Source organism: Entomomonas moraniae (genome assembly GCF_003991975.1).
GTDB classification, from domain to species: domain Bacteria; phylum Pseudomonadota; class Gammaproteobacteria; order Pseudomonadales; family Pseudomonadaceae; genus Entomomonas; species Entomomonas moraniae.
Genome location: NZ_CP029822.1, coordinates 127,824 through 146,009, shown reverse-complemented (window position 1 = coordinate 146,009; position 18,186 = coordinate 127,824). Strand labels below are relative to the sequence as shown.

General features: G+C 38.5%; 19 protein-coding genes, 1 tRNA gene and 2 pseudogenes. 10 read left to right on the top strand and 12 right to left on the bottom strand.

Translation table 11 applies throughout. The annotated features are described in order from the left end of the window. Positions 1-121: 121 nt before the first annotated feature. Together DM558_RS00785 and DM558_RS00780 are read left to right on the top strand one after the other, a co-directional pair. Positions 122-2,278: pseudogene (locus DM558_RS00785) on the top strand (YgiQ family radical SAM protein); the annotation flags it as partial. Between the two features lie 152 nt (positions 2,279-2,430). Continuing rightward, positions 2,431-2,943 carry a disulfide bond formation protein B gene (locus DM558_RS00780; protein ID WP_127161617.1) on the top strand — a complete coding sequence of 171 codons (513 nt, stop codon included), beginning with the start codon at positions 2,431-2,433 and terminating at the stop codon, positions 2,941-2,943. A 5-nt stretch (positions 2,944-2,948) separates the two neighbouring features. Here DM558_RS00780 and DM558_RS00775 read toward each other — a convergent pair whose 3' ends face one another. Beyond that, a complete protein-coding gene (locus DM558_RS00775) occupies positions 2,949-4,100 on the bottom strand; it encodes a multifunctional CCA tRNA nucleotidyl transferase/2'3'-cyclic phosphodiesterase/2'nucleotidase/phosphatase (RefSeq protein ID WP_127161616.1) in 1,152 nt (383 codons plus the stop codon). Positions 4,101-4,270: 170 nt separating this feature from the next. Here DM558_RS00775 and DM558_RS15715 point away from each other — a divergent pair, with 170 nt between their 5' ends. The 3 genes and pseudogenes from DM558_RS15715 to DM558_RS15875 all read left to right on the top strand — a co-directional run bounded on the left by DM558_RS15715 (position 4,271) and on the right by DM558_RS15875 (position 5,065). Beyond that, a complete protein-coding gene (locus DM558_RS15715) occupies positions 4,271-4,432 on the top strand; it encodes a hypothetical protein (RefSeq protein ID WP_228411779.1) in 162 nt (53 codons plus the stop codon). Next, positions 4,375-4,800, top strand: a pseudogene (locus DM558_RS15880) (SDR family NAD(P)-dependent oxidoreductase). Before DM558_RS15715 ends, DM558_RS15880 begins: the two are co-directional and overlap by 58 nt. After that, positions 4,781-5,065 (top strand): SDR family oxidoreductase, encoded by a 285-nt coding sequence (locus tag DM558_RS15875; protein WP_267128210.1) that lies wholly within the window; start codon positions 4,781-4,783, stop codon positions 5,063-5,065. Before DM558_RS15880 ends, DM558_RS15875 begins: the two are co-directional and overlap by 20 nt. Positions 5,066-5,106: 41 nt before the next feature. Here DM558_RS15875 and DM558_RS00765 read toward each other — a convergent pair whose 3' ends face one another. From DM558_RS00765 to DM558_RS00750, 4 genes are all read right to left on the bottom strand, one after another. After that, the gene (locus DM558_RS00765; RefSeq protein WP_127161615.1) at positions 5,107-5,934 is read right to left on the bottom strand and encodes a symmetrical bis(5'-nucleosyl)-tetraphosphatase; all 828 of its coding nucleotides are present in this window, start codon (positions 5,932-5,934) and stop codon (positions 5,107-5,109) included. After that, positions 5,934-6,314 carry a Co2+/Mg2+ efflux protein ApaG gene (apaG, locus tag DM558_RS00760; RefSeq protein ID WP_127161614.1) on the bottom strand — a complete coding sequence of 127 codons (381 nt, stop codon included), beginning with the start codon at positions 6,312-6,314 and terminating at the stop codon, positions 5,934-5,936. The genes DM558_RS00765 and apaG overlap by 1 nt, the downstream gene beginning before the upstream one ends. A 5-nt stretch (positions 6,315-6,319) precedes the next feature. Next, the gene (rsmA, locus tag DM558_RS00755) at positions 6,320-7,132 is read right to left on the bottom strand and encodes a 16S rRNA (adenine(1518)-N(6)/adenine(1519)-N(6))-dimethyltransferase RsmA (RefSeq protein WP_127161613.1); all 813 of its coding nucleotides are present in this window, start codon (positions 7,130-7,132) and stop codon (positions 6,320-6,322) included. Positions 7,133-7,301: 169 nt separating this feature from the next. Beyond that, positions 7,302-7,871 (bottom strand): YajG family lipoprotein, encoded by a 570-nt coding sequence (locus DM558_RS00750; protein ID WP_127161612.1) that lies wholly within the window; start codon positions 7,869-7,871, stop codon positions 7,302-7,304. Between the two features lie 324 nt (positions 7,872-8,195). Here DM558_RS00750 and DM558_RS00745 point away from each other — a divergent pair, with 324 nt between their 5' ends. The 3 genes from DM558_RS00745 (at position 8,196) to hpaC (ending at position 10,906) form a co-directional block, all read left to right on the top strand. Further along, on the top strand, positions 8,196-9,590 hold the full coding sequence (locus DM558_RS00745; RefSeq protein ID WP_127161611.1) for an FAD-dependent oxidoreductase: 1,395 nt from the start codon (positions 8,196-8,198) through the stop codon (positions 9,588-9,590). A gap of 124 nt (positions 9,591-9,714) precedes the next feature. After that, positions 9,715-10,332: a transglycosylase SLT domain-containing protein gene (locus DM558_RS00740; RefSeq protein WP_177412514.1), complete on the top strand. Its 618-nt coding sequence runs from the start codon at positions 9,715-9,717 to the stop codon at positions 10,330-10,332. 67 nt (positions 10,333-10,399) lie between these two features. Continuing rightward, positions 10,400-10,906, top strand: coding sequence for a 4-hydroxyphenylacetate 3-monooxygenase, reductase component (gene hpaC / locus DM558_RS00735; protein ID WP_127161609.1), 507 nt, complete (start codon positions 10,400-10,402; stop codon positions 10,904-10,906). Positions 10,907-10,973: 67 nt separating this feature from the next. Here the strand turns inward: hpaC and DM558_RS00730 are convergent, their stop codons facing one another. After that, positions 10,974-11,423, bottom strand: coding sequence for a universal stress protein (locus DM558_RS00730; RefSeq protein WP_127161608.1), 450 nt, complete (start codon positions 11,421-11,423; stop codon positions 10,974-10,976). A gap of 183 nt (positions 11,424-11,606) precedes the next feature. Here DM558_RS00730 and zapE point away from each other — a divergent pair, with 183 nt between their 5' ends. Further along, positions 11,607-12,629: a cell division protein ZapE gene (zapE, locus tag DM558_RS00725; protein ID WP_127161607.1), complete on the top strand. Its 1,023-nt coding sequence runs from the start codon at positions 11,607-11,609 to the stop codon at positions 12,627-12,629. On the opposite strand, the gene thiL is transcribed toward zapE, so the two are convergent. From thiL to DM558_RS00700, 5 genes are all read right to left on the bottom strand, one after another. Next, positions 12,617-13,561: a thiamine-phosphate kinase gene (gene thiL, locus DM558_RS00720; RefSeq protein WP_127161606.1), complete on the bottom strand. Its 945-nt coding sequence runs from the start codon at positions 13,559-13,561 to the stop codon at positions 12,617-12,619. The two genes, zapE and thiL, sit on opposite strands and share 13 nt — an antisense overlap. Positions 13,562-13,570: 9 nt before the next feature. Beyond that, a complete protein-coding gene (gene nusB / locus DM558_RS00715; protein WP_127161605.1) occupies positions 13,571-14,044 on the bottom strand; it encodes a transcription antitermination factor NusB in 474 nt (157 codons plus the stop codon). Continuing rightward, positions 14,041-14,517 (bottom strand): 6,7-dimethyl-8-ribityllumazine synthase, encoded by a 477-nt coding sequence (gene ribH, locus DM558_RS00710; protein ID WP_109703517.1) that lies wholly within the window; start codon positions 14,515-14,517, stop codon positions 14,041-14,043. Before ribH ends, nusB begins: the two co-directional genes overlap by 4 nt. 83 nt (positions 14,518-14,600) lie before the next feature. Further along, complete coding sequence (gene ribBA / locus DM558_RS00705; protein WP_109703518.1) at positions 14,601-15,692, bottom strand: bifunctional 3,4-dihydroxy-2-butanone-4-phosphate synthase/GTP cyclohydrolase II; 1,092 nt, start codon at positions 15,690-15,692, stop codon at positions 14,601-14,603. Positions 15,693-15,813: 121 nt separating this feature from the next. Further along, positions 15,814-16,605 carry an FKBP-type peptidyl-prolyl cis-trans isomerase gene (locus DM558_RS00700; RefSeq protein WP_127161604.1) on the bottom strand — a complete coding sequence of 264 codons (792 nt, stop codon included), beginning with the start codon at positions 16,603-16,605 and terminating at the stop codon, positions 15,814-15,816. Between the two features lie 335 nt (positions 16,606-16,940). On the opposite strand from DM558_RS00700, the gene DM558_RS00695 reads away from it, so the two are divergent. Continuing rightward, positions 16,941-17,028: transfer RNA gene (locus tag DM558_RS00695), tRNA-Leu, on the top strand. Positions 17,029-17,201: 173 nt separating this feature from the next. Here the strand turns inward: DM558_RS00695 and DM558_RS00690 are convergent. Further along, positions 17,202-18,185, bottom strand: coding sequence for a tetratricopeptide repeat protein (locus tag DM558_RS00690; protein ID WP_127161603.1), 984 nt, complete (start codon positions 18,183-18,185; stop codon positions 17,202-17,204). Between the last annotated feature and the right edge of the window lies 1 nt (position 18,186).

Sequence of the window (18,186 nt, the reverse complement as noted above, 5' to 3'; positions counted from 1 at the left end):
CATAAAGGTGGAGTTACTTCCTTATTTAACGTACAATAACTCTCTTAAAAAAATACAGTCATTACTGGCTAAACAAGCTATGTAATGATTCTTTATTCCATAGCCTGTTTATCATATTCCCATGCACGCATCGACTTTACTCTTTGACTATCCTAAATACTGGGCAGAATGTTTCGGTATTGCCCCTTACCTCCCCATGAGCCGAGAAGAAATGGATCAACTAGGATGGGACTCCTGTGACGTTATTCTTGTAACAGGTGATGCTTATGTTGACCACCCCTCATTTGGTATGGCTATTATTGGCAGGCTTTTAGAGGGTCAAGGGTTTAGAGTAGGTATTATTTCCCAACCGGACTGGCACTCAAAAGATGACTTCATGAGGCTTGGCAAACCCAATCTATTTTATGGTGTTGCGGCAGGAAACATGGACTCGATGATTAACCGTTACACGGCTGATCGTCGTATTCGATCAGATGATGCCTACACACCCGGCGGTATCGCAGGAAAAAGACCTGATAGAGCAAGTCTAGTGTATAGTCAACGCTGTAAAGAAGCTTATAAAGACATACCGATTCTTCTAGGAGGAATTGAAGCCTCTTTACGCCGTATTGCCCATTATGACTACTGGCAAGACAGTGTTCGTCGCTCAATTCTAGTCGATGCAACCGCTGATTTATTGGTTTACGGAAATGCAGAACGCGCTACTTGCGAAATTGCCCAACGATTATCTCGTGGAGAATCCATCGAAACAATCACCGATGTCCGTGGCACCGCGTTTATTCGTAAAGACACTCCCGAAGGTTGGTTTGAAATAGACTCAACCCGTATCGACCGTCCGGGTAAAATTGATAAAATTATCAACCCCTATGTCAATACCAACGATCTAGAAGAGTGCGCTGTCGAACAACAGAAAGCTCAAACGGCTCAAGCGATAGAACAACCACAAGTGGTTGAAGCAATACTCCCAAGCCCAAAACTAACAAGAGATAAAACGGTTATCCGCCTTCCCTCTTTTGAAAAAGTTCGTAATGACCCTGTACTCTATGCCCATGCTAACCGTATTTTACACCTAGAAACTAACCCCGGTAATGCAAGAGCGTTAGTTCAAAAACATGACAACCTAGAAGTGTGGATTAATCCACCACCTATTCCATTAACAACGCCCGAAATGGATTACGTTTTTGGCTTTCCCTACGCACGCTTACCTCATCCTGACTATAAAGGGGCAAAAATACCTGCCTATGAGATGATTCGATTCTCTGTTAATATTATGCGCGGCTGCTTTGGCGGCTGTACTTTCTGTTCTATTACAGAGCATGAAGGAAGAATTATCCAAAACCGCTCCGAAGAGTCTATCTTAAACGAGATAGAAGAAATTCGTGATACTGTGCCCGGTTTTACAGGTGTTATCTCTGATCTGGGTGGCCCGACAGCCAATATGTATCGCTTGGCGTGTAAAAGCAGAGAAATTGAAGAAGCCTGTAGAAAACCCTCCTGTGTCTACCCTGGTATTTGTGGTAACTTAAATACCGATCACTCAGCTTTAATTCAACTCTATCGTCACGCCCGAGAGCTTAAAGGTATTAAAAAGATTCTTATTGCTTCAGGCTTACGCTATGACTTGGCCGTTAAATCACCTGAATATGTAAAAGAGCTTGTAACCCACCATGTAGGTGGTTACTTAAAAATCGCACCTGAGCATACCGAACAAGGCCCTCTGGATAAAATGATGAAACCCGGTATCGGCACCTATGATACCTTCAAGGCTATGTTTGATAAATACAGCAAAGAGGCCAATAAAGAACAATATCTCATTCCTTACTTTATCGCCGCACACCCTGGAACAACAGATGAAGACATGATGAACCTTGCCTTATGGTTAAAACGTCATGGTTTTAGGGCTGACCAAGTACAAGCTTTTTACCCATCGCCTATGGCTACCGCCACGGCAATGTACCACTCAGGTAAAAATCCTTTACACAAGGTTACTTATAAGAGTGAAAAAGTGGCTATTACCAAAACAGAAGAACAACGGCGTTTGCATAAAGCATTTTTACGCTATCACGATGCGAATAATTGGCCACTATTACGAGAAGCTTTACAGGCATTGGGACGAAGTGATTTAATTGGCGATGGTGACCATCAACTCATCCCCGCGTATCAGCCTAAAACAAACGGCTATCAAAGCCCAAGGAGAAAAAACTCCACCCCAGATAAAGGAAAAAGTAAACGTCCTTTACTCACACAACACACTGGGCTTCCACCTCGCCAACATGATGTCAAAAAAACAAGAGCGCCCAAAAAACCGGTAAGACCCAAATAGCTATACAAACTCACAAAATATTGATTGCAAGCCATTGTATAGTTTAGTTAAATGCTATACTTGCAGTCTAACTTACCGCTAATAACTTTTAAGGAAAGCCCATTATTATGAAGTTTCTTACCTGTTCGCGCTTTATTTTCTTTATGATTTTCCTCATTTGCGCCTCATCGTTAGGGTTCGCATTTTACTTTGAGTATGTCAAACTCATGGAACCCTGTGTACTATGCTGGATACAACGTATTCTTTTTGGCCTCACAGGTATTACCTGCCTAGCTGCTTGTATCCAGAACCCACAAGGTGTTGGCCACCGTATTTACTCAGTGATCGCCTTGATTTTTGCAGCGCTCGGTGTTTTAGCAGCAGGAAGACAAATTTGGATAAAATTTAACCCTGAAAATACAGGCTGTTTACCTACAACCTTTACGAGTATTTTTGAAGATAATCCCTTTTTTGAAGCCATTATAACGGCCTTCAAAGGAACCCCTGAATGTGGTTTATACCAAGGTGATTTTTTATGGATAGAACTTCCTTATTGGGGACTTATATTTTTTAGTTTATTTAGTATCGTATTATTATTCCAACTATTTAGACCTCGCAAAATACAACCTAGTATTAATTAATCATTTCAACTCATTGATTTAAACCTAGCTTGTTCATCTCTAATAATGGTTAATTTTTCTTTTTCTAACTGGGTGCCAAGGTCGGCGCCCACGATGCCTTGGCGGATAAAAACTTTTGGGTCAACTTTTCGAATTTGTTCCGCTAGCGTCCTTAAAAAAACGACATTATTCCTTTCGTCCATCGGTTTATTCATTACCTCAATCACTACTTCATAAAGTCGCAATAATTGCGCTAATCGCTCTGGTCTTCTTAATACATCCATTCGCTGTAAAAATTGCAAAAGTGACTCTGGGCTTTGAGCCATTCCCTGCTGGCAAAAACCTAAATATTGCCCTACATGCAGAGCAAGATCCATGCATTCATTAGGTACTTTAAAACGTTGGTTAATCTGCTGAATTTGCTTTATATCGCCTTTTAAGGCCAACGGTACAGCAATACATGCCCAGCGAATAGCTAACGGCTGATGAGTTACAGCTGCTTGTTTTAGCAAACTGATCACCAATGCTAGATTAACTAACTCCGGTAATAACACATTTAAGGCATCACATTGCGATAGTACACTTAAAAAGACATCTGGGCTTTGCTCCATTAAGGCACGTGAAAACTCTTTCCATACCCGCTCAGCGGTTAAATGACCTAACTCACCACTGTGACTAAGGTGTGTCATTAATTCAAGCGTTTCATCAGCAACAACAAATCCTAAACTAGCATACCGTGCTGCAAAACGTGCGACACGTAAAACTCTAAGCGGATCTTCAATAAATGCCAACGATACATGGCGTAATAATCTCGCTTCAATATCGCGCTGCCCACCATAGGGATCATAAATTTGCCCATATTGATCTTCAGCAATTGCATTGATCGTTAAGTCACGACGAATTAAATCTTGCTCTAGAGTTACCTCTGGGTCAGTAAAAAAAGTAAACCCTCCATAGCCTTTACCACTTTTACGCTCCGTTCTTGCTAAGGCATATTCCTCACCTGTTTTAGGGTGTAAAAATACAGGAAAATCAGTACCGACAGGTTGATAACCTTTGGCTAACATATCATCGGCACTCGCCCCAACAACTACCCAGTCAATATCTTTAACCGCTTGCCCCAATAAACGGTCACGAACGGCTCCACCTACTTTATATATGACGACTTTCTCTTTCATTTTCTATTAATCTAAGATAGTGTTGGTATAAGTATTTTATTTATATCAATAAAGTACTTATTATTTATATTAAAAATGGTTTATACAATATTCTATTTTATAATCCATTAAATAACCAAATGAAACATTGTTTACTCTTTATCCACATTATAGATGCAAGGAAACAAAACATGAAAAAGTTAGCAAATAGAGTCGCAATTATCACTGGTGGTGCAATAGACAATGGACTAGGAACAGCACAAGTACTAGCCAAACAAAGCCCTACGGTTATTTTATTGATTACCATGAAAGTGTTACCGAGGCCGCCAACAAGCTCGTACAGCGGGGGCTAAAAGCAGAAAGTTATGATGTTGATATTCGCGATGCCAGCACACTCAAACAAATTGTCGAGTCAGTAATCAAAAAATACCACAAGGTAGATATCTTAGTGAATAATATCGGTGTATGCCATATTGTTCCATTTTTAGAAACATCAGAAGAAATCAGAGACAGAACTTTTGATATTAATATTAAAGGCACTTGGAATGTAACCTATGCTTTTTTACCTTATATGCTAAAAGCAAACTAAGGCAAAATTGTAAATTTATCATCAGCTACAGGCACAATGGTAGCCGCTGCAGGACAAGCCGCCTATGCTAGAAGTAAAGCAGCTATCTCAGGCTTTACTTCTAGCATAGACGATAGAGGTTGCAACCCATAATATTACCGTCAATTCCGTATGCCCAGGCTATATTGCCACCCCAATGGCAGAATCAATTGCTAAAGAGAGTAATCAAAGTAACCCACAAAAGGTATTAGATAGCATTGCAGCCGCTATTCCGATGAGACGCTTAAGAACTATTGAAGAGCTAGGTGATTTAGTGGATTTCTTAGCATCAGATGAATCACGTTATATTACAGGAACCCAAATTGTTATTGATGGCGGTTCAACATTACCAGAAAACTTTGGTGCAGTAAGCGTTTAACATTATATAAAGCGATGTTTTTAAAGAAACATCGCTTATCATTATTTCCCTTTTATTGCAGTGCAATTCGTTGAATACATTTGCTTAGTTTCTACATCTATCATCGTTAAACAACTTCCCCAAACACACCCTGTATCTAAAGCATAAACATGTGGTTCATTACAGCGACCTTCTAAAGCTGCCCAGTGCCCAAATAGAATATCTTGGCCTTCCATTTTACGATGAGGTACTTCAAACCAAGGCATATATCCTGAAGGAGCGCTATCAATCCCTTCTTTACTATTAAATTCAATTGTGCCATCCAGCTTACAAAAACGCATACGTGTAAGGTAGTTAGTAATCACTCTAAGGCGCTCTTGTCCTTTTAGAGACTCATGCCAATTAACAGCATCATTGCTATACATATTTTTAAGAAACTTACCTATTTCTTTATCACTTTGTAACGCTTTTTCCACTTCTGCTGAACGCATAAGGCTGTCTTCTAATGTCCATAAAGGTGGAATACCCGCATGAACCATCGCTATACAACGTACTGGGTCAAAATAAACAAGCGGTTGTTGACGTAACCAATTAATTAAGGTTGTCCCTTGTTTTGAATGAATAATATCTTGGATAGTATCGTGCTTTTTTAACCGATCATGGTCATAAAAGCAGGCAATTAAATGTAAATCATGATTACCTAATACAAGCTTGACACAATGGCGCATCTCATATAAAAACAGTAACGTTTCTAATGATTTAGGCCCCCTATTCACCAAATCCCCAACACACCAAAGCTCGTCTTTTTCAGCGTTAAAGGCTACCTTAGTTAATAACGTTTGTAACTCATCATAGCAACCTTGTATATCACCCACTGCATAGACTGTCATTAATGCAAGACTCCTGGAACAGCAAGACGAAAAGGTAAAATAGGTGCATCAAATAATTCACCTGTTTCCATTACTTGCATAGTATATTGCCCATAGATACTGCCCACAGGGGTTGAAAAATTAGCCGTACTGGTATATTTAAACATATCCTCTTTTTTTATACAGGGTTGCTCTCCTACAACACCGCTGCCTTTAACTTCTTTTTTATGACCATTACCATCGGTAATAACCCATTGCCTAGACAGTAATTTTATATCTTTATCGCTATTATTATAAATAAAAACATGATAATCAAATACATAATAATTATCTCTTGGTTCAGACTCCTCAAGTAAATAATCTACAACCACTTTAATCTCAATAGGATAATCTGTGCGCATAGGTACTACCCTTCTATGTGCTGGTTTATATAAAGCTGATCAGCAAGTCTTACAAACTCTGCTAATGTTAGCTGTTCAGGCCGTAATCCGCTGTCGACATTAGCCTTTTCAATATCATCGACAGACAACAATCGTTTTAAAGTATTTCTTAACGTTTTACGGCGTTGGTTAAATGCTTCTCTAACTACTAACTCAAGTAGTTGATGGCTTTTAGCTGGATAAGGCAATGTTTGATAGGGTGTTAATCTGACAATCGCCGAATCTACTTTAGGTGCTGGTGTAAAGCATTCTGGCGGAACATTGAACAAATGCTCCACTTGACAAAAATACTGTACCATAATGGTTAGTCGTCCCCAATCACTGCTACCCGGATCAGCAGCCATGCGCTCAACCACTTCCTTTTGAAGCATAAAATGCATATCATGTATAACATGGTGATGACTTAACAAATGAAAAATAAGTGGCGTTGAAATATTATAAGGCAAATTACCGACAACTCTTAGTTTTTCGCCCTCATCTTTGGTCAAAGAAGCAATATCAAATTTTAATGCATCCCCTTGATGTAAATGGAATAAAGTATTTAGACCAAATCGTAATTTTAATAAGGGAATTAAATCTTGGTCTAACTCTATCACATCGAGCAGTGCACCACTGGCAAGTAACCCTTCAGTTAATGCGCCTTGACCAGGTCCTATTTCTAATAAATGATCAGTTGAAACAGCATGTATAGAACGGAGAATACGATCAATAATCCCTGAATCCTTCAAGAAATTTTGACCAAATCTTTTACGGGCACGGTGTTGAAATAGCTCAGACATTCACAAAAAACCTTGATTGGAATAAACTTTATGAGTATTGTAAGCTAACTTCTCACTCATCAGATAATTATTTTTTTGTTAAGCTATTAATTTATTTATCTAACTTATAGCACCTAACACCACACGAACAGAAAAATAGCCGCTATAGCAGCTATTTACTCCGGAATCTTTACATAGAGCCTGATAAATTTGAGTCTTTAAATACGTTTGTTAATACATTACTTAACACATCAGAGACAAAAGCATTATTTTGTTCTAAACTAGGTGCAGTAGTGAAACCCTGCGAAGTGGTTGAGGAGTATTTTCCATTGTAGGTTTTACTCGGTGTTTTTAATTGTGCTTTAAGCACAGCTTTCACACTCGCATCATTAGCAAAGTTACTGTCTGATGGGGTATAAACAATAGAATCAATAATAATCGTTAATGTAGTAGAACTACCTGACTGAGGTCTATAGCCCATTTTAGACAAGGCTTCTTCAGCTTGTTTCTGTAATTTGGGAACAATATCATTACTTTGTACAGTAATACTGCTGGTTGATGAATATAACCCACCACGCGTCCCAATAATAGCAGAATGTCTCTGATCCACTACATTGACTGAAACCGCTTGTCCATGTCCAACGTTTGACAGAGAGTTACCTACAATTGGATTAGGTTTTAACTCTTGAGGACTTAAGGCACAACCAGCCAAAGAACCTAAAAAAATCAGACAGATAAAAACTCTTTGACAAAAAAGCATTCAAAAAACTCCCTCATTTAAAAATTATCATTCTTAGTAGTATAATTATATAAATAAAATTTTACCTTAATAATAGCTATACAAAATATATTTTTAATAATTTAAGATATTTTATATAACAAATAGACCTGACGACCTATTCACCGTTATAATACATAACCGTGTTTTTGCAAAAGCTATTTTAAGCACAATGGATATTTTTTTGCATCCTATTGTCAATACAAAAAGAGGCTTTTTATAAAGCATATCAGCAAAACAAGAATTCACTCGCTGATATAAGGCAGTGAAATTTAATTACTAATAAAATAAGAGTGTGACGAGCATATGAAAACGTATGACGTGCTAATCATTGGTGGTGGTGTTTCTGGTACAGCATTGCTTTATCAACTAAGCCGCTTTACTGACCTTAAAGCCATTGGCCTTTTAGAGAAGTATCCCCAAGTAGCAGCAGTTAACTCAAAAAGTTGCAACAACAGCCAAACCATACATAAAGGCGATATAGAAACTAACTATACATTAGAAAAAGCGCGCGTCACCAAGCGTACCGCTAATATGATAGTTAACTATGCCACTAAGTTACCTGCTGAAGAGCGCGATAACATCATCACCATCTACCCCAAAATGGTATTAGGTGTAGGAAAAACTGAATGCGACGCACTACGAGCGCGTTACCAAGTATTTAAAGAGCTATACCCAAATCTAAAAGAATTAGAACGTAAGGATATCGCAAAGATTGAACCTAAAGTAGTTGAGGGTCGCTCTGATTTAGAAGAGCTTTTTGCGTTAGGTGCCACGGATGAATACACGGCTTGTAACTACCATACACTTTCTGAGTCTTTTATTAAGTACGCTAAAGAATCTTCTGCTAAAAAGAACCAAATATGTGACGTCCTGCTTGACAACCCAGTCATAAAAATAGAAAAAATCAATGATGTCTTCCAAATCCATACAACAAAAACAGGCGTAATAGAAGCTAAATATGTCGTTGTTGCCGCTGGTGGACACTCTTTGTTATTTGCTCACCAAATGGGCTATGGTAAAGATTTTGCTTGCTTACCGATGGCGGGTTCCTATTATTTTACGCCTCAGGTTCTACAAGGTAAGGTTTACACCATGCAGAATCCAAACCTACCTTTTGCTGCTGTACACGGTGACCCTGATGTATCTGTTCCAGGCAAAACACGCTTTGGACCAACCGCTTTAGTATTGCCTGTTTTAGAACGCCATAACATGAAAACCTTTGTAGAGTTCTGTAAAGTATTTAGCTTGGGCTCTGATGTTATGAAAGCAATGTGGAAACTGCTTAAAGTATCCGACATTCGTCGTTATATTTTCCGTAACTTCATGTATGAAGTGCCTTATTTACGTGAGCGTTTATTTCTAAAAGAAATTAAAAAAATCATTCCCACATTAACTGTTGATGATATTAAGTTCGCACGTGGCTTTGGTGGAATTCGTCCTCAGGTTATTGATAAAAAACAGCAAAAACTAATGATGGGTGAAGCAAAAATCAATCCAGGTACGGGTATTGTATTCAATATGACCCCTTCCCCTGGTGGTACTTCTTGTCTTGGAAATGCAGAAAAAGATATGTATCTTATTGCAGACTTCCTAAAATGCAACATTGATAAAGCAGCTTTTGAAGAAGAGTTATTAAGTGGAGAAGTTGAACTACGCGAAATCGATCGCCCTAATGAGCATTCATTAGCAGAGGTTTAATAAAGATAATAAAAACCGCCTATATGGCGGTTTTTATTGTATCCATGTTCTATATTTATCCCCTAACATGGTAAGATAGGCTTACATTATTTTATAAATTATTCATTTAGGATTAAGTATGCCTATTGGAAAGATCCTATTTCCGTTTATATTACTGCTATTCGTAATGGGTTGTGCTGATCGTCCACCACAAAATCTAGACAATGTTTGCAGTATTTACAAAGAAAAACGTCATTGGTACAAAGCCTCTTTAGATACCGAAAGAAAATGGGGTGTTCCTCCACAAATCCCCATGGCTTTTATACACCAAGAATCCAAATTTGATGGATCAGCATTACCACCTCGTAAATATATCTTGTGGGTTATACCTTGGGGGCGCGTATCGACGGCCTATGGATTTGCACAAGCTCAAACAATGACATGGAATGACTACATAAAAGACACGGGCAATACAGGTGCGAAGCGTAATAACTTCTCAGATAGCGTCGATTTTATCGGTTGGTATATTAACAAAACACAAAAGGTAAACGGTGTCTCTAAATGGGATGCTTATAACCAGTATTTAAACTATCATGAAGGTTGGGGTGGATATAAGCGCAAAACACACAATAGTAAATCATGGCTTATTGGCGTTGCACAAAAAGTTCAAACACGTTCAAACAGTTATGGCGCACAATATCGCTCATGTAAAGAAGATCTAATGAAACCACAAAGTATTTGGGAATGGATTTTTGGTGTTTAATTAATCCATCTTTCCAATTCCATACTCTAATACCAATGATAACAAACTACTATAGATAAAATAAAAAATGACTTTATTAGAATTAGACACTAGACAGAAAGCTTTCCGAAATGCCATGGCATCAATGGCTGCTGCTGTGAGTGTCGTTACAACTAACGGTACTGCTGGCCGCTCGGGAATTACTGCAACAGCAGTTTGTTCTATTACAGATACCCCACCCACTATTATGGTGTGTATTAACCGTAATAGTAAAACCAATGCAACACTTAAAGAAAATCAATATCTATGTGTTAATATTCTCTCAGCAGAGCAACTCGAAATAGCACAACACTTCGCCGGAATGACAGAAGTTAAAATGAGTGATCGGTTTATGCTTCACAACTGGAAAGAAGGAACTCAACAAATCCCTGTATTAGATGGTGCCTTAGCTAATTTACAAGGCAAAATATCAAGCATGTCAGAGATGGGAACTCATACGCTATTCTTTGTAGAGCTGAACGAAATAGAAATAAGAGAAAACGGCAATAGCTTAATCTATTTTAATCGAGCTTTTCATGAGATATCAAGAAGCTAGCACCTCACATTAATCACCATTTTATTGGTGCTTGAATCCGCCCTACTTCGACGTCGAATGATCAAAACTAAGAGTCAAGCTTCGCGGTACTATCTAATAACACTGGACAATGCGCTTTTTTTAGTACTTGCAACGCAATCGAGGGATCAAAAAATCGACTAATCGCCGGTAAATTACGGTGCCCCATAATAATCACATCACAATTTATTTCTTTCGCATATTTTACAATAGAGGTCGCGGCATCACCGCCCATCAGCACCCCTTTTGCTTGAATACCTGCCGTCATAGAAAGATAGCATAACGCATCTTGTATCACTTGTTGTTGTGATGCATCGGCAGTTAAAACTAATTTAGCAAAATCATCCGTGTAGTGAAAAAACTCTGGCTTTTCTGGTAAGCGGCTATCCACATAAATCAGATCCACCACTTTAGCATCAGCACAAACGCGCTTTGCCAAATCCAGTAGATCTGTTGTATATTCCCAACTATCAACAGCTATTAGAACAGATGAAAACATAATATTCCCTTATCTATACAAGTTCTTAACTATATTGTTTTAATTAACCTATTAAACCACATAACAGAGCATAAAAGTACTATACAGTGAGTTTGCAATGCAATGCTTAGTATAATATTATGCTGAGTTCAGTAAAAACAAATAATCTATTTTAGATGCATTATAATAATAGAGATCACTAAAATGGCTAATTCTTCATTAGCGGCTTACTTTCAAAACAAAGCACAGCAACAAAACTTTCTGATTAGCAATACCCAGCAGAATACAATCCATCAGCTATCTGAACTAAGTGATCTACTATATTTAAACAAAAAAATTAAAAATCCTCCTTGCTATTATCTTTGGGGACCTGTTGGTCGTGGGAAAAGCTGGCTATTAAATACCTTTTTCGACGGCATACCGATTAAAGAAAAAAAACGTTTTCACTTTCATCGATTTTTTAAATTACTCCATCAAAAAATCTTCCAATACGCCCAATATACTAACCCGACAAAGGAAGCAATTGATGATCTGTTAGAAAACTCAACGCTCGTTTGTTTTGATGAGCTCCATGTGCATGATATTGGCGATGCCATGCTAATCACCCAACTCCTCAAAATACTCTTTGAGCGAAATATCGCCATTATTATTACATCCAATTACGAACCTGATAGCCTATTATCCAATCCTTTGTATCATGAACGTTTCATGCCCGCTATTACTCTATTAAAAAAACACATGCACATCATCAATATCGAAGGAGAAATAGACTTTCGCACCTTACCCCAAAAAAATAAACAAGGTTTTACAGCTGGCTACTATGTTTATCCCGCAACACAAGAACAAAGACAAGCACTAGGCATACCAAATTACACTGATAAAACACAACCTATTCAACTTACAAACCGACAACTCTACCCTACAAACTATACTAATAAACAAATTATATTCAACTTTGAAAATATATGTGAGCAAGAAACATCCACTAATGACTACCTTACCCTAATAGAACAATTTGATGACTGGATTATAGACAATGTGCCTCTCATAAAAACAACTAGCTTGGGAGCCCAACAACGCTTTATTAATCTTATTGATATTTTATACGATCAAAATAAATGCCTGTATTTATTGAGCCAATACTCACTTGATCAACTATTGGCCGAAGCAGCTATTGGAGACATGGCTAGAACGTACAGCCGACTTAATCAACTTCAAAAGTGTTGATATCCTTGTTGGCTTAATACAATAGGTACGCCTTTTTTATCCACCACACTAATACCACTGCCCTTAGTGACATAACCGATAACCTGAATACTAGGATGAGTCTTAACAAGCTCAGAGAATAAATCACGAGGAATAGTAAAAGCTAACTGATAATCATCGCCTCCCACTAAAATATTCTGCAAACACTGCTCATCTTCATAAACTGCCGATAATAAGGGGCTAATCACTAATTTAGAAGCCTCAATAACCAAAGCCACGTTGGAAGATTTTGCAATGTGTCCACAATCAGCAACTAACCCATCAGAAATATCCAAACAAGCTGTTGCCTTACCTAATAATGCATGCCCAATCACCAATTGTGGGATGGGAGACCAATAAGACTTCAGTAACGCAGAAAAATCATAAGGTTTATTATCTAACACCATAGACAAAGCGCCTGCAGCTTCCCCCAAATAACCTGATACACACAACAAATCATCAGGTTGCGCACCATCTCTTCTCAAGGCTTTACCTAAAGGAACTTCACCAAAAACGGTAATAGTGATAGAAAGAGGCCCTTTAGTCGTATCGCCTCCCATTAAAGAAATACTACATTCATGCGCTTTTAAACAAAGCCCTTCAGAAAAACGCTTCAACCAAGCTTGATCAACACAAGGTAATGTCAACGCCAAGGTAAAACCAATGGGATTTGCCCCCATGGCTGCCAAATCGCTTACCGTTACTGCTAACGCTCGTTGTCCAATTAAAAAAGCATCACCCTTAGCAGGAAAATGAACATCAGCTACTAACGTGTCAGTAGAAATAGCAATTTCAGACTGAGGGGATGGCCTTAATAAGGCGCAATCATCCCCAATACCTAATGAAATATTCTTATTTAAATACGCACAGGCTGAGCTTTTAAAATACGCTTGAATTAACTCAAACTCACCCACACGTCCATCCTATTTTTTATGACGAGTTTCAGCCACTCGCAACTTAGGTGCTAAACGATCTAAAATTCCATTAACAAACTTATGCCCATCCGTTGCACCATAAGTTTTTGCCAGCTCAACACCCTCATTAATAACAACACGATAAGGAATATCAATACGTTCTAACAACTCAAATGTTGAAAGTCTTAAAATAGAAAGCTCAACAGGGTCTAACTCTTTTATCGGACGATCAAGCAAAGGCGCAAAGGCTTCATCAAGCTCCACTACTTTAGCAGGGACACCATGTAAAATAGCTTTAAAATACTCCGTATCAACTTTAGAAAAGTTATTATCTACATAAAACTGGGCTTCAATTTCATTAATTGCCTGCCCCGCCATATGCCATTGATAAAGAGCTTGCATGGCAAAACTGCGCGCACGACGGCGCTCTGATATTTTACCACGCAACGGTTTATCTTTATTGGGTTGCTCCGAATTACTCACTTGGCCTCCAACTGTCCCAATAAATTAACCATTTCTAATGCTGATAACGCAGCTTCAGAACCTTTATTACCTGCTTTCGTTCCAGCACGCTCAATCGCTTGTTCAATAGTATCCACTGTCAAAACACCAAAAGAAACAGGCACATCATAGTGTAAAGAGACATGAGCAAGCCCTTTGGTACACTCACCAGCAACATACTCAAAATGAGGCGTACCACCACGAATAACAGCGCCTAATGCAACAATAGCAGCAAACTCATTGCGCTGAGCAATTTTTTGACAAACTAATGGAATTTCAAAAGCACCTGGTGCACGAATAATTGTAATATCACTTTCTTTCACACCATGGCGGGTTAAAGTATCTATAGCACCTTCAACCAAACTTTCTACCACAAAACTATTAAATCGCCCAACAACCAATGCAAAACGACCTTTAGGTGTAGCAAATGTACCTTCAAGGGTATGTACTGTCATAACTAAATCCCATCATTTATAAAGAGCTAACATCAGTTAATTATTATAACCAAATAATAATAAAAATGCTTAAATTATATAGTCTAAACAGGCGGAATATACTCTACCACTTCCAACCCAAAACCAGATAACGCATTAAAACGTGCAGGGGTACTCATCAAACGCATTTTACGCACACCTAAATCACGTAAAATCTGTGAACCACCACCCACCACGCTGTAAGTAACCGGTGAGTTTGAAAGGGCTGGCTCTAGCTTTTCTTGTAAATTATCTAATAATGCATGACCATCTAACGAATTACCTAACAACAGAACAATACCACTGCCCTCGCTTACTACTGCACTCATTGCATCACGCAATCCCCAACGCCCCGGCTGAGAAACCTGTAATAAATCGCGCAAAGGGTCAAGATTATGCACACGAACCAACACGGGCTCAGCACCATTAATTTCTCCATGCACAAGTGCTAAATGAATAAAACCATCCACCTCATCACGATAAGAAATTAATTTAAAATCTCCCAACTCTGTTTTTAAAGGGCGCTCTAATAAACGTTTAACAGTACGTTCATGGGTTAAACGATAATGAATAAGATCAGCGATTGTTCCTATTTTAATATTATGCTCAGCAGCAAACTTTTCTAGCTCAGGACGACGAGCCATCGTGCCATCATCATTCATAATTTCACAAATAACTGCTGACTCATTAAAACCAGCCATACGCGCTAAATCTGTTGATGCTTCAGTATGGCCAGCTCTTGCCAACACCCCACCGGGTTGAGAAATTAGAGGAAAAACATGTCCTGGGCTTACAATATCTTCAGCGGTGGCGGCATCAGCACAAGCAGCTTGTACGGTTCGCGCTCTATCAGCGGCAGAAATCCCTGTAGTCACACCTGTTGCAGCTTCAATAGAAACTGTAAACTTCGTGCCAAACCCCGAATTATTGCGTAATACCATTAAGTTAAGCCCTAAACGTTCACAACGGTCCTTCCCCATTGGCATACAAATTAACCCACGGGCATGTTTTGCCATAAAATTAATATGTTCAGCTTCAACACACTGGGCAGCAATAATTAAATCACCTTCGTTTTCGCGCCCTTCGTCATCCATCAAAATAACCATCTTACCTTGACGAATATCTTCTACTAACTCTTCAACCGTATTTAACGCCATTTTTTATCCCATTGATGCAAAAAGAACTAATTTGCTTATAGTATATATTTTTTACCAAAAAAAAACCTCGTCAATAGACGAGGTTTTTATCAATTAAGACATATTGCTTAACGATAACTCATTATTTTTTTGCTGGTTGAGTTTCAGGTTGTTTAATGCTTAATAATTCAACATCAAATACCAACACAGCATTCGCAGGAATGGTAGGTGGAATACCTCTTTCACCATAAGCTAAATCACTAGGAATATATAACTTAGCTTTTTCACCAACTTGCATTAATTGTAATGCTTCTTTCCAACCAGGAATAACCGCATCAACAGCAAACTCTACAGGTTCACCACGTTTAATTGAACTATCAAAAACAGTACCATCAGTTAACTTACCTTCGTAGTTAACTTTAACAATGTCTGTTGATTTAGGTTTAGCACCCTTACCTTGCTCAACAACTTCATACTGTAAACCAGACTTAGTTGTTACAACACCTTCACGTTTAGCATTTTCTGCTAAAAAGGCCTTACCTTTCTCAGCAAACGCTTTAGCTTTTTCAGCAATATTCTTTTGAATCTCAGCATCTAATGCTGTCATCGCTGCTTGTACTTCTTCTTGAGATAATTTTGAATCTTTACCTTGTAAGCCGTCATTAATACCCGCTAGGATTTCTTTAGAATCAAAACCTTTAATACCTGTTGTTGCTAAGTTTTTACCAAATTGGTATCCAACTGCATATGAAGCTTGCACTACTTCCTTAGAGGTATTATTACTATCAGCTTGGTTAGTTTGTTTTACTTCACCTTGCGCTTGTGTTTGTGCAGCAGGTTTTGCGGCATTAGTGGCATTCTCAGATTTTGAATCACAAGCAGCCAATGAAAGCGCTAAGCTTGCTACAACCACAGCTAAATAATTTTTTTTCATACTATTACCTTTTATAACATCCTAATTTTATTTGCCTACATAATAATTTTAAGTAAGTAATGAATTACTCGAGTTCTTCTATAAAACTCACTTATATCTTTTTGATGCTGCATAATATAAAGAATAAAGCAGAATTATTAAACTATGAAATAAAACAAAATATTTCTTTTTATCGCCTGATCAAAAAACTAATAACTAGTTTAACAGACCATTTATTAAAAAAAATTAAAATTTTATAAAATAACTATTGTAATTTATAAAAAACTCCCTATAATACCTCGCCCATACAGCAAGATATCTAATACATCTTACTGCTATACTCAGCATTGAAAAATGCCCGGGTGGTGAAATTGGTAGACACAAGGGATTTAAAATCCCTCGGGTGTATAACCCGTGCCGGTTCGACTCCGGCCCCGGGCACCATATATAAAGCCTAGTTAATTGATTTAACTAGGCTTTTTTATTGATTAATATTTTTCGTACCCTCGTTTATACCCCCATTATAATTTATAGAGTGGCTCAAGATGCATTGATCTGCCCTTATTTTTTATTCAAGCTCAGAATATTGACTACAACTTGGCTATCTTGCTGCGTTTCTAGTGAAACGCAGGGTAATGGTATTTGGTGTAGTATTCTGAGAGCGGTGGATGTTCTTTTTGCCACTGTTCGGCATAGGCTTTGGCTTGGTCTAGCTGTTCTTTTGATAACGGCGGCATTCTATTTTTTATAGAGTTCTCAGCTTGTAAACGGTTTATTGTTTTATTAGCAACCAACAAACTAAACAGCGCATAACTTTTTACCAAATCTTGCTGAAGATTAAATTCTTTTGTGATTCCATTTCTTAAAATAGCCGCATATTCATATATTGCATCTATATATCCAGTATTGGCTGACTTTATCAAATATTGTTGAGCTTCTGTGGCTTTACCTTGCTCACTGAGTATATAGGCATAATTTAACATTGCTTTGGGGTAGCCCTGTTCAGCGGAAGCTTTCATCCATTTAGCAATAGCAGCCTGACGTTGTTCGGGGGTTGCAAAATGGCCTGCGCGGTCATCATACCTAATAGCAAGAGTGTATTGTGCCACGGGGTCGCCGGCGGCTGCGCCTTTTTCTAACCACGACAAATCATCGGTCATTAGGTAGAGTTGTAGCATGGCTTCGCCATCGCCTTGTTTAGCCTTAGCCAGTGCCTGCTGTTTGGCTTTGTTACGCCATGCTGTTGTATCAATATTTTTGGGGCATTGGTTAAAGGTTTTGCACCAGCGGTCATTGCCGCTAAGGCGCATCATGGCGTAGATATCGCCTTGTTCGGCAGCTTGTTGGTACCAGTAGGCGGATTCGTCTGTGAGCATTTGTGTGTCTTGGTAGCGGCAATCGGCGTAGTAGTACTGGCTATCTTTGTCGCCAGCCTCTGCCACTCGTTTTAGTAGAGGTTCGGCAAGTTCACAGTGTTGGATCATGTAGTAGTTGATGCCTTGCTGTTTTGTTTGTTGTTGCTCAGGCGTTAAGGGGGCAGCAGTAGCTGAAAAACCGAATAGTAAGCTACTTAACAATAAAGAGAGGATTTTATTTTTCATG

Bases quoted from the DNA above. Each gene is read 5' to 3' on its own strand.
- DM558_RS00730 (WP_127161608.1), bottom strand. From the start codon at position 11,423: ATGTTTTCATCTGTTCTAATAGCTGTTGATAGTTGGGAATATACAACA.
- DM558_RS00690 (WP_127161603.1), bottom strand. From the start codon at position 18,185: ATGAAAAATAAAATCCTCTCTTTATTGTTAAGTAGCTTACTATTCGGT.
- DM558_RS00765 (WP_127161615.1), bottom strand. From the start codon at position 5,934: ATGACAGTCTATGCAGTGGGTGATATACAAGGTTGCTATGATGAGTTA.
- DM558_RS00700 (WP_127161604.1), bottom strand. From the start codon at position 16,605: ATGAAAAAAAATTATTTAGCTGTGGTTGTAGCAAGCTTAGCGCTTTCA.
- DM558_RS00775 (WP_127161616.1), bottom strand. From the start codon at position 4,100: ATGAAAGAGAAAGTCGTCATATATAAAGTAGGTGGAGCCGTTCGTGAC.
- DM558_RS00745 (WP_127161611.1), top strand. From the start codon at position 8,196: ATGAAAACGTATGACGTGCTAATCATTGGTGGTGGTGTTTCTGGTACA.
- ribH (WP_109703517.1), bottom strand. From the start codon at position 14,517: ATGACAGTACATACCCTTGAAGGTACATTTGCTACACCTAAAGGTCGT.
- ribBA (WP_109703518.1), bottom strand. From the start codon at position 15,692: ATGGCGTTAAATACGGTTGAAGAGTTAGTAGAAGATATTCGTCAAGGT.
- zapE (WP_127161607.1), top strand. From the start codon at position 11,607: ATGGCTAATTCTTCATTAGCGGCTTACTTTCAAAACAAAGCACAGCAA.
- DM558_RS15715 (WP_228411779.1), top strand. From the start codon at position 4,271: ATGAAAAAGTTAGCAAATAGAGTCGCAATTATCACTGGTGGTGCAATA.
- DM558_RS00780 (WP_127161617.1), top strand. From the start codon at position 2,431: ATGAAGTTTCTTACCTGTTCGCGCTTTATTTTCTTTATGATTTTCCTC.
- apaG (WP_127161614.1), bottom strand. From the start codon at position 6,314: ATGCGCACAGATTATCCTATTGAGATTAAAGTGGTTGTAGATTATTTA.
- DM558_RS00750 (WP_127161612.1), bottom strand. From the start codon at position 7,871: ATGCTTTTTTGTCAAAGAGTTTTTATCTGTCTGATTTTTTTAGGTTCT.
- hpaC (WP_127161609.1), top strand. From the start codon at position 10,400: ATGACTTTATTAGAATTAGACACTAGACAGAAAGCTTTCCGAAATGCC.
- rsmA (WP_127161613.1), bottom strand. From the start codon at position 7,132: ATGTCTGAGCTATTTCAACACCGTGCCCGTAAAAGATTTGGTCAAAAT.